Annotated in this window: 11 protein-coding genes and 1 pseudogene; all 12 read left to right on the top strand. The window is 73.3% G+C overall.

All coding sequences use genetic code 11. The annotated features are described in order from the left end of the window. Positions 1–24: 24 nt before the first annotated feature. The 12 genes and pseudogenes from dhaL to L1785_RS18105 all read left to right on the top strand — a co-directional run bounded on the left by dhaL (position 25) and on the right by L1785_RS18105 (position 14,448). Positions 25–711: a dihydroxyacetone kinase subunit DhaL gene (gene dhaL / locus L1785_RS18050; protein ID WP_236090676.1), complete on the top strand. Its 687-nt coding sequence runs from the start codon at positions 25–27 to the stop codon at positions 709–711. Then, positions 708–1,490 carry an HPr family phosphocarrier protein gene (locus L1785_RS18055; RefSeq protein ID WP_236090677.1) on the top strand — a complete coding sequence of 261 codons (783 nt, stop codon included), beginning with the start codon at positions 708–710 and terminating at the stop codon, positions 1,488–1,490. The genes dhaL and L1785_RS18055 overlap by 4 nt, the downstream gene beginning before the upstream one ends. A gap of 94 nt (positions 1,491–1,584) precedes the next feature. Then, entirely contained in the window at positions 1,585–2,196 is a 612-nt protein-coding gene (locus L1785_RS18060; RefSeq protein WP_236090679.1) for a TetR/AcrR family transcriptional regulator, read from the top strand. Positions 2,197–2,308: 112 nt separating this feature from the next. Next, a pseudogene (locus tag L1785_RS18065) lies at positions 2,309–3,984 on the top strand (MDR family MFS transporter). Continuing rightward, positions 3,981–4,427, top strand: a complete 447-nt coding sequence (locus L1785_RS18070) for a DUF4233 domain-containing protein (RefSeq protein WP_236090680.1) — start codon at positions 3,981–3,983, stop codon at positions 4,425–4,427. Before L1785_RS18065 ends, L1785_RS18070 begins: the two are co-directional and overlap by 4 nt. 59 nt (positions 4,428–4,486) lie before the next feature. Beyond that, a complete protein-coding gene (ndk, locus tag L1785_RS18075; RefSeq protein WP_236090682.1) occupies positions 4,487–4,960 on the top strand; it encodes a nucleoside-diphosphate kinase in 474 nt (157 codons plus the stop codon). A 76-nt stretch (positions 4,961–5,036) separates the two neighbouring features. Continuing rightward, positions 5,037–8,807, top strand: a complete 3,771-nt coding sequence (gene smc / locus L1785_RS18080; protein WP_236090683.1) for a chromosome segregation protein SMC — start codon at positions 5,037–5,039, stop codon at positions 8,805–8,807. 151 nt (positions 8,808–8,958) lie between these two features. Continuing rightward, positions 8,959–9,402 carry a hypothetical protein gene (locus L1785_RS18085; RefSeq protein WP_236090684.1) on the top strand — a complete coding sequence of 148 codons (444 nt, stop codon included), beginning with the start codon at positions 8,959–8,961 and terminating at the stop codon, positions 9,400–9,402. A 91-nt stretch (positions 9,403–9,493) separates the two neighbouring features. Further along, positions 9,494–10,684 carry a signal recognition particle-docking protein FtsY gene (ftsY, locus tag L1785_RS18090; protein WP_236090685.1) on the top strand — a complete coding sequence of 397 codons (1,191 nt, stop codon included), beginning with the start codon at positions 9,494–9,496 and terminating at the stop codon, positions 10,682–10,684. Between the two features lie 337 nt (positions 10,685–11,021). Continuing rightward, positions 11,022–12,272, top strand: coding sequence for an ammonium transporter (locus L1785_RS18095; protein ID WP_236090687.1), 1,251 nt, complete (start codon positions 11,022–11,024; stop codon positions 12,270–12,272). A gap of 37 nt (positions 12,273–12,309) precedes the next feature. Further along, a complete protein-coding gene (locus L1785_RS18100; RefSeq protein ID WP_236090688.1) occupies positions 12,310–12,648 on the top strand; it encodes a P-II family nitrogen regulator in 339 nt (112 codons plus the stop codon). A gap of 9 nt (positions 12,649–12,657) precedes the next feature. Then, positions 12,658–14,448: a [protein-PII] uridylyltransferase gene (locus L1785_RS18105; protein ID WP_236090689.1), complete on the top strand. Its 1,791-nt coding sequence runs from the start codon at positions 12,658–12,660 to the stop codon at positions 14,446–14,448. Positions 14,449–14,493: the final 45 nt, after the last annotated feature.

The raw sequence follows: 14,493 nt of genomic DNA on the forward strand, positions 1-14,493 counted from the left end.
CGATCGAGGGAAGGTTTCTGCGACATGACGCTGGACGCCGACTGGGCCGAGCGCTGGGTGCGCCGGGCCGCCGAGGCCGTCGAGGCTGCCAAAGACGAGCTGACCGAGCTCGACCGGCAGATCGGCGACGGCGACCACGGCGAGAACATGCACCGCGGGTTCCAGGCTGTCGTCGCCCGCCTCGACGCGGCCGCGGCGGACACCGGCTCCGACACCGCGGCACCTGGCGGCAGCGCCCGGGAGGTCGGCGACGTCCTCAAGACCGTGGCCACGACGCTCATGTCGACGGTCGGCGGCGCCTCAGGTCCCCTGTACGGCACGGCGTTCCTGCGGGCGTCGAAGGTGTCCGGCCGACCGCTGCTCGACCCGTCGTCGATCGTGGCGCTCCTGGAGGCGGCGCTGGAAGGCATCACGACGCGCGGCAAGGCGACCGTGGGGGAGAAGACGATGGTGGACGCCTGGTCGGCGGCCGTGGACGCCGCCGAGCGCACCGCCCGGGACGGCGGCGACGAGGTCGCCGTCCTGCGCGCCGCGGCGGAGGCGGCGGACAAGGCCGCATTCGGCACGATCCCGCTCCTCGCGACGAAGGGTCGTGCCTCCTACCTGGGCGAGCGCAGCCGGGGCCACGAGGACCCGGGCGCCCGCTCGACGGCGCTCCTGCTCGGCGCGGCCATGGCGGCGGCGCTCGCGGGCCCGGGGGGCGCCGCATGAGCGCGCCGGTCGCGCTCGTCCTGGTCTCGCACTCGACGTACCTCGCCCGGGGCGTGGCGGAGCTCGCCGCGCAGATGGCGCCGGACGTGGTGATCCGCACCGCGGCCGGTGGCCCCGACGGCGGCCTGGGCACCTCGTTCGACACGGTGCAGGCGGCCATCACGGCGGCGCTCGACACCGTGGGCGCCACCGTGCCCGACGACGGCGGGTCGCCCCGGGCGCGCGGCGGCGTCGTGGTCCTCGCGGACCTCGGGTCGTCGGTGCTGACGGTCGAGACGGTCCTCGAGCTGGACGAGTCCCTGGCCGGCAGCGTCGTGCTGGCGCGCGGCCCGTTCGTCGAGGGCGCGGTCGCGGCGGCGGTGACCGCGCACGGCGGGGCGACGCTCGACGAGGTCGTGGCCTCAGCCCTGGACGCGGCGCACTCCTTCTCCCCGGCCGGGACCCCGGGCGGCGCCGGCGGGCCGGCCTGGGCGGGCGGCGCTGGCGGTGAGGCGGACGCCGGAGGCGAGCGGCCGGCGTCGGACACCGTGACCGGGCGGGTGACCGTCCGCAACCCGCTGGGGCTGCACGCGCGGCCCGCCGCGCTGGTGTCGCGCAAGGTGGCGGAGCTGGGGGCGAAGGTGCGCGTGGACGGCGTCGACGCGTCGAGCGTGCTGCAGCTCATGGCCCTGGGCGCGATCGAGGGCCGCGAGCTGACCGTCGAGGCGGAGGGGCTTGGGGCGGCGGAAGCAGTGCGGGTCGTCGTGGGGATGATCGAGGGCGGCTTCGGCGAGATCTGACGCGCGCCTTCCGCAAACCGAGGCGGAGGCCCGATGTGAGCAGGGTCACATCCGCGCACTTGATCGAAAATTGCAGTGAGTGCAAGATTGTCACGTGGTGGTGACCGGACTGCGTGAGGCGAACAAGCGTGCCCGTCGGGACGCGCTCGTCGACGCCGCCCAGGCGCTCGTGGCCGAGCACGGCCTCGACGCCGTCACCGTCGAGATGATCAGCGCGAAGGCCGGCGTCTCCGCGCGGACCTTCTTCAACTACTTCGAGACCAAGGACGACGCGGTGCTCGGCCTGGTCGACACCGGGATCGCCCCGGCGGCCGCGCGCGAGTTCGCCGCCGGAGGTCCGAGCGGACGGCTGCTGACGGACCTGCAGGTTCTCGTCGGCGTGCTGCTGGAGTCCTTCGCCGGCCAGCACGAGCGCGCCGTCCAGGCGTTCCGCATCATGGAGTCGGAGCCGCGGCTGCTGCAGCGGCACATGGTGTGGGTGGACCGGCACAAGGCTGAGCTGCGGGAGCTGTTCGAGGCACGCCGTGCCGTGCGGCCCTTCAGCGCCGACAACGAGCTGCTCCTGATGCTGGTCCTCCTGCTCCTGCGCACCGCGACCACGTCCTGGGAGCGCTCCGGCCACCAGGGCAACCTGGACAGCCACCTGTCCGACGCCGTGGCCCAGCTCATCCACGTCGTCGCGAGCGACCTCGAACCGGGGGCCTGACCGGCGCCCCCCACCTCCACCGCCCGGCCCGTATCGACCCCAGCTCCCGCCCCAGCGCTGACGACCGCACCCTGGCGGTTACCCCGTCATGCCCGAACGAAAGGTCCTCTCCATGAGCCACGCCGACCCCACGGCGCCTGACAAGCCGTTGGTGGTGCTGACGCAGCGCACGATCTGGCTGATCTTCGGCGCCCTGATGGCCAGCATGTTCCTGTCGTCCCTCGACCAGACGATCGTCGGCACCGCGATGCCGACCATCGTCGGCGAGCTGGACGGCGTGGAGCACCAGGGCTGGGTCATCACCTCGTACATCCTGGCGATCGCCGTCGCCATGCCGCTCTACGGCAAGTTCGGCGACCTCTGGGGCCGCCGCTGGCCGTTCCTCGTGGCGGTCGGCCTCTTCACCGTCGCCTCCGCGGCCGCCGGCTTCGCCCAGACGTTCCCCGAGCTCGTCGCCGCGCGCGCCGTGCAGGGCCTGGGCGGTGGCGGCCTCATGATCCTGTCCCAGGCGATCATCGCCGACATCGTGCCCGCCAAGGAGCGCGGCAAGTACATGGGCCCGATGGGGGCGCTGTTCGGCCTCTCCGCCGTGATCGGCCCGCTGCTCGGCGGCTGGCTGACCGAGGGCCCGGGCTGGCGCTGGACCTTCTGGGTCAACGTGCCCGTCGGCGTCGCGGCGATCCTTGTCGCCTGGTTCACGCTCAAGCTGCCGTCGCACCGCTCCAGCCGCCCCATCGACTGGTTCGGCATCCTGTTCATGATGCTCGGCACCTCCGGGATCGTGCTGCTCACCTCGTGGCAGTCGCTCGGCAACGACCACTACGACTGGTCGTCGCCGCAGCTCCTCGGCCTCGCGGGCGGCACCGTCGCGGCCGTGGCGCTCTTCATCCTCACCGAGCTCCTCGTCAAGGAGCCGCTGATCCCGCTGCGGCTGTTCAAGAACCGGACGTTCACGATCACCACCCTCATCGGTCTCGTGCTCGGCATGGGCATGTTCTCCGCCATGGCGATGCTGCCGACGTTCCTGCAGATGTCGACCGGCGCCGGCGTCACCGAGTCGGGCTACCTCATGCTCCCGATGATGGTCGGCGTCATGGCCACCGCCATCGGCTCCGGTATCGCGATCACCAAGACCGGCCGGTACAAGCTGTTCCCGGTGGCGGGCCTCGTGATCACGGCGCTCGGCATGGCCTGGCTCACCACGATCAGGGGCGACATGTCCATGTGGCTGTTCGGCGCGATGATCTTCGTGCTCGGCGCCGGCATGGGCCTCGTCATGCAGACGATCGTGCTCGCCGTGCAGAACTCGGTGGACCCGCACGAGCTCGGCACCGCCACCTCCGCGAACAACTTCTTCCGCGAGATCGGCGCCGCCGTCGAACCGCGTTCTTCACGACGATCTTCACCTCGCGCCTCACGGACAACCTCGAGGGCGTGTTCGCGAGCGTCCCCGCCGGCGGCGCGCCCGCGGACGGCAGCTCCGGCCTCACGCCCGACGCCGTCCAGGCGCTGCCGGAGCCTCTGAAGACCGGTGTGATCGACGCCTTCACCGACGCCCTCGCACCCGCCTTCTGGTACCTGATCCCGCTCGTCCTGCTCGGGTTCGTGCTCTCCCTGTTCCTCAAGGAGGTCAAGCTCTCCGACGAGGCGGGGATGGTCGCCCGCGGCGAGGCCGTGGCAGCCCCGCCGAAGGGGGCGCCACGTGACGGCGAGCCGACGGGCGACGTGCCCGACGACGCCTCCGCGATCACCGAGACCACCGGCGAGCCCGATATCGTGAAGAGGTGAGCAAGGACCGACCCGTCCCCGGTGACCGGATCAAGCCGAAGCCGTCCGCCCTGGTGCAGTTCACCTCGACCGTCCTCGCGTGCGAGGCGTTCCTGGTGCTCTTCGTCGCGCTCTCCGCGTTCGGGCTGCGGGGGTCACCCTTCGGCCGCGGGCCGGTGCAGACCGACTCCGCCGCACTGATCTGGGGCGTGGGGGGCGGGATCGCGCTGCTGCTCCTCGTGCTGTCCCGGCTCACGAAGCGGCCGGCGGGGATCGTGGGCGGCACGATTGCCCAGGTCGTCGTCGTCGCGACCGGGCTCGTGGTGCCGCTCGCGTTCGTGGTGAACATCGTGTTCGCCGTGCTGTGGGTCATGGCCCTCCGGCTCGGGATCCGCGTGGACCGCGAGCGGGCGGCGTACGACGCCGAGCACCCGGACACCGCGCCCAACCTCGACGCGTCGTAGGACGAGCCCGCCCCCGGCCGTGGTCGGGGGCGGGCCGTCCGCCCGGATAGGGTGAGGCCATGACCGACGTCGCAGAGAAGACCCTGCCCGCCGAGCCCTCGATCCTCCCCGTGGCCGAGCGCACGCTCGTGCTGGTCAAGCCCGACGGCGTGCGCCGCGGCCTGTCCGGCGAGATCCTGCGCCGCGTGGAGGCGAAGGGCTACACGCTGCGTGCCGTGCGCCTCATGGACGCGACCCCGGAGCTCCTCGCAGCGCACTACGCGGAGCACGAGGGCAAGCCGTTCTACCAGCCGCTGGTCGACTTCATGCTGTCCGGCCCGGTCCTCGCCGTGGTGGCGGAGGGCAACAACGTCATCGCGGGCTTCCGCTCGCTCGCCGGCGCCACCGACCCGACGGTCGCCGCACCCGGCACGATCCGCGGCGACCTGGGGCGCGACTGGGGCCTGAAGGTCGTGCAGAACCTGGTGCACGGCTCGGACTCGACGGAGTCGGCGGCGCGGGAGATCGGGCTCTGGTTCCCCGAGCTGGTCTGAGTTGCGCGGCCCGCGGCCGCCCGGTCCCGGGCCGCAGGTCCCGCGATCCACGTACGCTGACCGTTAGGCTCTCCGGGTGCACCTCAAGACGCTCACGCTCCGGGGCTTCAAGTCCTTCGCGTCGGCGACCACCCTGAACTTCGAGCCGGGCATCACCTGCGTGGTAGGCCCCAACGGCTCCGGCAAGTCGAACGTGGTCGACGCGCTCTCCTGGGTCATGGGCGAGCAGGGCGCCAAGTCGCTGCGCGGCGGGAAGATGGACGACGTCATCTTCGCCGGGACGTCGGGCCGCGCGCCGCTCGGCCGGGCCGAGGTCTCGCTGACGATCGACAACACCGACGGTGCGCTGCCGATCGACTACACCGAGGTGACGATCAGCCGCACGCTGTTCCGCAGCGGCGGCTCCGAGTACGCCATCAACGGCAACTCCTGCCGGCTGCTGGACATCCAGGAGCTCCTCTCGGACAGCGGCATCGGGCGGGAGATGCACGTCGTCGTCGGCCAGGGTCAGCTCGACGCGGTGCTGCGCGCGACCCCGGAGGAGCGCCGCGGCTTCATCGAGGAGGCCGCAGGCGTCCTCAAGCACCGCAAGCGCAAGGAGAAGGCGCTCCGCAAGCTCGACGGGATGCAGGCCAACCTGGCCCGCCTGTCGGACCTGACGGCGGAGCTGCGCCGCCAGCTCGGCCCGCTGGGCCGGCAGGCGGAGGCGGCCCGCAAGGCGCAGACGGTCCAGCGCGACCTGCGCGACGCGAAGGCACGCCTCCTCGCCGACGACCTGGCCCAGCTCCAGGCGCAGATGGAGCAGGAGCGGGCCGACGAGTCCCAGCTCCGGGCCCGCCAGCAGCAGGCGGAGGCCGCGCTGGCCGAGGCCCGTGCCCGGCTGGCCCGCCTGGAGGCGGAGGCCTCGGCGGCGACCTCCCAGGTGAGCCGGGCGGGCGACACGTACTTCGCCCTCTCGCAGACCCGTGAGCGGCTGCGCTCGCTGGAGAGCCTGGCCGACGAGCGCGCCAGACTCCTCGGCACGGCCGAGCCGCAGGTGCGCGGCCAGGACCCGGACGACCTCGAGGCGCAGGCGGCGCGCGCCCGCGCGAGCGAGGAGGAGCTCGCGACGGAGGTCGCGATCGCGCGCGAGCTCGTCGAGGACGCGGTGGACGCGCGGTCCGAGGCGGAGGCGGCGGCGCAGGCGGCCGACCGGTCGCACGCGGCCCTGCTCCGCGCCGCGGCCGACCGCCGCGAGGGCCTGGCGCGACTCGCGGGCCAGGTCGCGGCCCGCCGCTCCCGCGTGGAGGCGGCGGAGGCCGAGCTGGACCGCCTGCGCGAGGCGGTGTTCGACGCCGAGCACCGTGCCGAGGAGGCGTCGCGCGAGTTCGCGGCGCTGGAGACGCAGGTCGTGGGCACGCAGGGCGGGGTCGCCCTGGACGTGGAGCTCGAAGCGGCGTCCGAGCAGCTCCAGTTCGCGCGTGCCGCTGTGCAGGAGCTGCAGGAGCGCAAGGGCGCTGCGGAGCGGGACCGCTCGGCGGCCGGCGCTCGCGTGGAGGCCCTGCAGATGAGCCTGGACCGCAAGGACGGCGCGGGCACGCTGCTCGCGGCGGACCAGTCGGGCGTGCTCGGCTCGGTCGCGGCGCTGCTCGGTATCGAGCCCGGCTTCGAGGACGCGGTCGCTGCGGCGCTCGGCCCGCTCGCCGACGCGGTCGCCGTCGCGGACCTCGACGGCGCCGTCGACGCGTTGCGACTTCTGCGTGACGAGGACGCGGGCCGGGCGGCGCTCGTCGTCGGCAGCGCCACGGTGTCCGACGACGGAGCTCGCCCGGGTGCACCGGTCCGGCTCCCGGCGGGAGCCCGGTGGGCGACGGAGGTCGTCACGGTGTCGGGCCCGGCGGGTGCGTCGCTGCGCTCGCTGCTGCGGGACGTCGTCGTGGTCGACGACCTGGCGTACGCCCGCGCGCTCGTGCGCGAGCACCCGGAGGTCGTGGCCGCGACCCGTGCGGGTGACCTGCTCGGCGGGATGCGCGCATGGGGCGGTTCGGCGGCCGCGCCGAGCGTGCTCCACCTGCAGGCCGCGCTGGACGAGGCGCGCGCGGCGTTCGAGGAGGCGACGGAGCGCCTCGGGCGCACGACGGACGAGCTGGCGGCGGCAGGGTCGGAGCTCGAGGCGGCGCAGACACGGCAGGACGAGACGCAGGAGCAGCTCAGCGCGAACGACGCGGCCCTCGCGGCGGTCGCGGAGCAGCTCGGCTCGCTGGGCGCGTCGGCCAGGGCCGGGCGTGCGGAGGCAGACCGGCACCGGGCAGCCCTCGAGCAGGCGCAGGGCCGCCGAGAGGAGGACGAGCTGGAGCTCGCCGCGCTCGTCGAGCGGCTGGACGTGGCCGAGGAGGAGCCGGAGCAGGCCGCCGAAGCCCTGGAGCAGGTGCAGGGCGACCGCGACGCGGCAACGGCGGCGGCGAGCGCGGCCCGGGCGCGCGAGACCGAGGCCCGTCTGGCGCTGCGCACCGCGGAGGAGCGGTCCCGCGCCGTGTCGGGGCGAGCGCAGGCCCTGGCCCGTGCCGCCGCGCAGGAACGGGAGGCCCGTGCCCAGGCCGCGGCCCGCGAGGAGTCCCGCAGGCGGGACGCCGAGCGCGCGGTGCTGGTGCGGCAGGCGGCCGCGGTCGCGCTGCAGGCGATCGCCCGCTCGCTCGAGCGGGCAGCCGCGGAGCGCGCCGAGTGGGAGGAGACCCGCGCGGCAGGCAGCGAGCAGCTCGCGGGGATCCGGGGCACCGTCGAGGCCCTCACGGGCGAGCTGCGCGAGCTGACGGACGTGGCGCACCGCGACGAGGTCGCCCGGGCGCAGCAGCAGCTCCGGCTGGAGCAGCTCCAGGCGCGGGCGGTGGAGGAGCTGCGCATCGACCCGGGCACCCTGGTCGAGGAGTACGGACCGCACCAGCCGGTGCCGGTGTTCGACGCGGAGGCGGCGCCGCCCGTGCGTCCCCGCCGCAAGGTCGTCAAGCGGGACGACGAGGGCAACCCGATCGAGTACGAGGACGCCGACGGGTCGACCGGCCAGGACCCTGGTCGCGGAACCGGCCCGGACGACGACGCCGGGGTCGTGGTTGGCGAGGGTGATGGGGCCGCCGAGGGCGACCGGGCCGACGTCGGGCGACAGGACGACTGGGAGGACGCCCCCGCCAAGACCGTGCCCTACGTGCGCGAGGACCAGGAAAAGCGGCTGCGCCAGGCTGAGCGCGCGCTGTCCCGCCTCGGGGCGGTGAACCCGCTGGCGCTGGAGGAGTTCGCGGCGCTGGAGGAGCGGCACACGTTCCTCGTGGAGCAGCTCGCGGACCTGAAGAAGTCGCGCCAGGACCTCCTGCAGATCGTCAAGGACATCGACGAGCGCGTGGAGCAGGTGTTCGCGGAGGCGTTCCGCGACACGGCGGAGAAGTTCCTCGAGGTGTTCCCGCGCCTGTTCCCGGGCGGCGAGGGAAAGCTGGTGCTGACGGACCCGTCGGACCTGCTGGCCACGGGCATCGAGGTGGAGGCGCGGCCGGCGGGCAAGAAGGTGAAGCGGCTGTCGTTGCTGTCCGGCGGCGAGCGGTCGCTGACCGCGGTGGCGTTCCTCGTGTCGATCTTCAAGGCCCGGCCCAGCCCGTTCTACGTGATGGACGAGGTCGAGGCCGCGCTGGACGACGTGAACCTTGGCCGGCTCATCGAGATCTTCCGGGAGCTGCAGCGCGACTCGCAGCTCATCGTGATCACGCACCAGAAGCGGACCATGGAGGTCGCGGACGCGCTGTACGGCGTGACGATGCGGGGCGACGGCGTGACGACGGTGATCAGCCAGCGTCTGCGCGACCAGGAGCCGGCCGAGGTCTGACCCGGAAGCACCAAGGTCTGACCCGGAGCGCAGCGAGGTCTGACGGCCAAACGGGGCCGACGTGTGAGGGTTCGGTGTGACGTCGTACTCGCTGGCGTGTCGTGCGGCGCGTCGCCCGGCATGTTGCAGATGCGCACGGGAGAATCGGGGCATGCTCTGGTCCCTCACCCTGCTCGTGGTGTGCCTCCTCCTGGCCGCCGGCGTGTTCCTCGTCGCCAGCGTGATGGACGTGCCCGCCGCCGGCGCGGCCGGGGGCTCGGGGTGGCAGCGGTTCCTCGCGGGCCTGCGGCACCTGCGGGCGCAGCGCGAGGCCCGGATCCCCGGCCGCTCCCGCGGCCGCACGGCCGTGGCGCACCACGCGGTCGGCGCGCCCTCCGTGTGGGTCGGCCGCTTGCAGCGCCCGGACCGTGGCCGCGGCACGGCCCGGCCGGGGGCCCCGGTCGACATGCTGATGGACGAGTTCTTCGCGGCGACGATCGAGTCCAAGCCCGGCTACGTCGACGCCGAGGAGCTGACGGTCGCCCTGCAGCGTGCCCGCGTGCAGGCGTCCCGCACGCTGCACGTGCCGCTGGGCACGATCTCGCGCCCCCATTGACCCGTCACCGCCGCCACCAGTAGACGCCTGAGATGACCCGTGGGCCCGATCGGCCCGGGCGTGCCCGGCAGGGTCTGGGAGAATCCTCCTCGTGAACGACATCCCTTGGATCGAGATCATCGTCGGCCTCGTCGTCGCCGCGGGCGGCGGCGCGTCTCTCGCGTACCTGCTTCCCCGTGCCCGACGCCGGTCGCGCACCCCGGGCGAGGGCGGCCCGGACACACGGGCCGGGTCCGGCACCGGCACGATCGAGGCGGAGCGGCCCGAGGTTGAGGAGGCCGCGCCCGAGGTGACCGGACCGGCGTCGGGCACGCTGGTGGCCGAGCCGGAGCTCGAGCGGCCCGAGCCGGTCGCGGGCCGCATGGTGCGCCTGCGCGACCGCCTGGCCCGGTCGGGTTCGCCGCTGGGCGCGCGGCTGCTGGCCGTGCTCTCGCGCGACAGCCTGACCGAGGACGACTGGGACGAGATGGAGGAGCTGCTGCTCCTCGCGGACGTGGGCGCAGGTCCGACGGCGGACCTGCTCGGCGCGCTGCGCACGCGGGTGCGTGTCCTGGGCGTGGGGGAGCCCGCCGCGGTGCGCACGCTGCTGCGCGAGGAGCTGGTGAAGCTGGTCGACCCGGCGCTCGACCGTTCCCTGCGCACGACAGGTCCGACGACCGATGACGGCACGCCCCTGCCCGCGGTGATGCTGGTCGTGGGTGTCAACGGGACGGGCAAGACCACGACGGTGGGCAAGCTGGCCCGCGTGCTCGTGGCCGAGGGCCGCAGCGTGGTGCTGGGCGCGGCGGACACGTTCCGCGCGGCCGCGGCGGACCAGCTCCAGACGTGGGGCGCGCGCGTCGGCGTGCCGACGGTGCGGTCGGACCGGGACGGCGCGGACCCGGCCTCGGTCGCGTTCGAGGCCGTGACGCGCGGCCGTGACGAGAAGGTGGACGTGGTGCTCGTCGACACGGCGGGCCGTCTCCAGAACAAGGCCGGCCTCATGGACGAGCTCGGCAAGATCGTCCGGGTCTCGAGCAAGGTCGTGGCGCCGAGCGAGGTGCTGCTCGTGCTGGACGCGACCACGGGTCAGAACGGGCTCACGCAGGCGCGTGTCTTCGGTGAGGTCGCGGGCGTCACCGGCATCGTGCTGACCAAGCTGGACGGGACGGCCAAGGGCGGCATCGTCGTGCAGGTGCAACGTGAGCTCGGCGTCCCGGTCAAGCTCGTGGGCCTTGGGGAGGGGCCAGACGACCTCGCGCCGTTTGACGCCGAGCAGTTCGTCGACGGGATCCTTGGCTGACCTTCGGGCCGGTTGGACGCGGGCGGCCTTGTTCGTGGCGTTCCGGTGACGGTCCGCGGCGGTTCGTGAGAGTCTTTTGGGGACGGGGTGTGATGTCACGTATCGATCGCGGGGGGATCACGATCGGGTCACGATACGTCTTGACATTTCACCCATGCGGGACATGAAACGGAACGTTTACATGCTTCCGGCGTGCGTCACAAATCCGTAACCTGAAGGCAGGCCCCGCGTAACGACCCGCCGCCACCGTTGTCCCGGACCAGCCGCTGTGGCAGGTCCGGGGAGAGAGGCAATCAGGATGGAAGAGTTCGTTCTGGACACAGGCAACACTGCCTGGATGCTCACAGCCTCCTCGCTCGTGCTGCTGATGACGCCAGGCCTGGCGTTCTTCTACGGCGGCATGGTGCGTGGCAAGAGCGTCCTCAACATGATGATGATGAGCTTCAGCGCCATCGGCGTGGCCGGGCTCGTCTGGGCCGTCTACGGCTACGGCCTTGCGTTCGGCACGACCGCCGGTGGCTTCATCGGCAACCCTGCGGACGCGCTGCTGCTCTCGCTGGACGACGCCGAGTGGTGGGGTGCCTCGATCACGGGCGTCCCCGCGCTCGTGTTCGCCGGCTTCCAGGCGACGTTCGCCATCATCACCGTGGCGCTCATCTCTGGCGCGATCGCCGACCGCGTGAAGTTCGGCACCTGGATCGCCTTCGCCGCGCTGTGGGTCACCCTCGTCTACGCGCCCATCGCGCACTGGGTCTGGGGTGGCGGTCTCCTGGGCGTCGGCCCGATCGTCGACGCGCTCTCGCTGCCCATCGACTTCGCCGGTGGCACCGTCGTCCACATCAACGCCGGTGCGGCGGGCCTCGCCCTCGCCCTGGTGATCGGCAAGCGCAAGGGCTTCGGCACCGAGCCGATGCGCCCGCACAACCTGCCGTTCGTCATGCTCGGCGCGGGCCTCCTGTGGTTCGGCTGGTTCGGCTTCAACGCCGGCTCGGAGCTCGCTGCCGACTCCACGGCCGGCCGTGCCTGGGTCAACACCCTCATCGCCACCTGTGTCGCGATGCTCGCCTGGCTCCTCACGGAGAAGTTCCGTGACGGCCACGCCACCTCGCTCGGTGCCGCCTCCGGTGTGGTCGCCGGCCTGGTCGCCATCACCCCGGCCGCCGGCACCGTCCAGCTGGTCGGCGCGATCGTCATCGGCCTCGTCGCCGGCGTGCTCTGCGCGCTCGCCGTGGGCCTGAAGTACAAGTTCGGCTACGACGACTCGCTCGACGTGGTCGGCGTGCACCTGGTCGGCGGCCTCGTCGGCACGATCCTGATCGGCTTCTTCGCCACCAACGGCGTGCTCGGGTCGTTCTACTTCGAGGGCTCGCTCGACGGCCTCTTCTACGGCGGCGGCGCAACCCAGCTCGTCACGCAGGTCGTCGCGGCGCTGATGTCCGTGGTCTACAGCTTCGTCGTCACCTTCCTCATCGCCCTGCTGCTCAAGGTCATCGCGGGCTGGCGGGTGACGGAGGAGGACGAGGTCGGCGGCATCGACCTCGCCGTCCACGGAGAGTCCGGCTACGAGACCATCACCGAGGTGCGCTGACCTTCCGGTCACGCCCGACTGTTAAGGAGGTACGCGCATGAAGCTCGTCACGGGAGTCATCCAGCCGCACCGTCTGGACGAAGTGAAGTCGGCCCTCGAGGCTGCGGGTGTCCGCGGGATGACCGTGAGCGAGGCCAGTGGCTACGGCCGGCAGAAGGGTCACACCGAGGTCTACCGCGGTGCGGAGTACACGGTCGACCTGGTCCCCAAGGTCCGCGTGGAGGTGCTCGTCTCCGACGAGGACGTCACCGCGGTCAGCGACGCCATCATCGGCGCCGCGCAGACCGGCAAGATCGGTGACGGCAAGGTGTGGGTCGTGCCCGTGGAGGACGTCGCCCGCGTCCGCACGGGCGAGCACGGCGACGCCGCCCTGTAGTCCGGCAGCATGACCGACCACCCGCTGCCTGACGGCGACGGGGGGAACGCGGAGGCCCCGCACCCCACCCTCGGGGTGCGGGGCCTCCGTGACGCCCTCCTGGCGACCGCCGCAGGACTCACCGGCCCCGGACGTTCCGGGGTCGCCCGCCGTTCCGCTCTCGTGCAGCTCGTCACCGAGCGTCTCACCGGCCTGTGGGCCGAGGCGACGGCCGGCGTGGACCCGCAGGGTCTCGCCCTCGCCGCCGTCGGCAGCCTCGGCCGGGGCGAGCTCGGTCCGCTCAGCGACCTGGACCTCGTGCTCGTGCACGACGGCCGGTCGCACGGCCCGCAGGAGATCCAGGCCGTGGCCGAGCGGCTCTGGTACCCCCTGTGGGACTCGGGCCTGGACCTCGACCACGCGGTGCGCTCGCTCAGCCAGTCGCGCCAGGTGGCGGCCAAGGACCTCCCCGCGGCGATCAGCTGGCTCGACGTGCGCGCGGTCGCGGGCGACGCCGTCGTCGTGCACCGTGCTGCCTCCGCCGTGCTGACGGACTGGCGCGCTGCCGCGCGCCGCCGCCTCCCGGAGCTGCTGTCGTCGACGCGCGAGCGCGCCACGCGCTCGGGCGAGCTGGCCTATCTCATCGAGCCCGACCTCAAGGAGGCGCGCGGCGGCATCCGCGACGCCGTGGTGCTGTCCGCGCTGGCCGCGACCTGGCTCACGGACCGCCCGCACGGCAGCGTCGACCAGGCGTACGCCCACCTGCTCGACGTGCGGGACACGCTCCAGGTTGTCACCCGGCGCCGCACCACGCGCCTCATCCTGGCGGACCTCGACGAGGTCGCCGAGCAGTGCGGTTTCGACGACCCCGACGAGCTGCTCGCGTCGCTGGCCGAGTCGGGCCGCGAGATCTCCTACGCGCTGGACATGACGGTGCGCCGCGCGCGGCAGGCGCTGCAGCGCCCCGCGACGTCGGGCCGCCCCGTCCTCGTGCGCGGCCGGCGCACCCCGCCGAAGCTGCGCTCGGTCGGCGAGGGCCTCGTGGAGCACGACGGCGAGCTGGTGCTCGGCGTCGACGCCCGTCCCGCCGACGACCCGCTCCTGTCCTTGCGTGCCGCCGCGACCGCGGCACGCACCGGTCTCGTCCTGTCACCCGTGACGATCCGCAGCCTGGCGCAGTGCCCGCCCCTGCCGGAACCGTGGCCGAAGGCCGCCCGGGCCCACCTGCTCGGCCTCCTCGGAGCGGGCGCCGCCCAGGTGGCCGTGTGGGAGGCGCTCGACCTCGCGGGCATCGTCACCACGTGGATCCCCGAGTGGGCGGCGGTGCGCAACCGCCCGCAGCGTGCCGCGATCCACCGGCACACGGTCGACCGGCACCTGGTCGAGACGGCGGCGCGGGCCGGGCGGCTGCGCCGCGTCGCCGCGCGGGAGGGACCCCTGGGCTCGGAGCTGCTCCTCCTGTCCGCCGTCTTCCACGACATCGGCAAGGTTCGTGGAGCCACCGACCATTCCCTCGAGGGCGCACGCATCGTGCCGGGGATCCTGCGCCGGATGGGCTTCGAGCGCCAGGTGGTCGACGACGTCACGCGACTCGTGGAGCATCACCTGACCCTTGCCGAGCTCGCCGTGGGCGCCGACCCGGACGACCCGGCCACCGTCGTGACCTTGCTGGATGCCGTCGACCGGCGCCGCGACCTGCTCGAGGTGCTGCGCATCCTCACCGAGGCGGACTCGGGTTCGCTCGGGCCCAAGGGCTGGACGACGTGGCGCGCGAGGCTGGTCGACGACCTCACGCAACGCGCCCGCGACGCCCTCTCGTAGGCGTTCGGCGTCGGGTCTGTCGTTGGCCTCGTCTACGCTTGACCC

The organism is Antribacter soli, from assembly GCF_021568775.1.
Taxonomy (GTDB): Bacteria; Actinomycetota; Actinomycetes; order Actinomycetales; family Cellulomonadaceae; genus Antribacter; species Antribacter soli.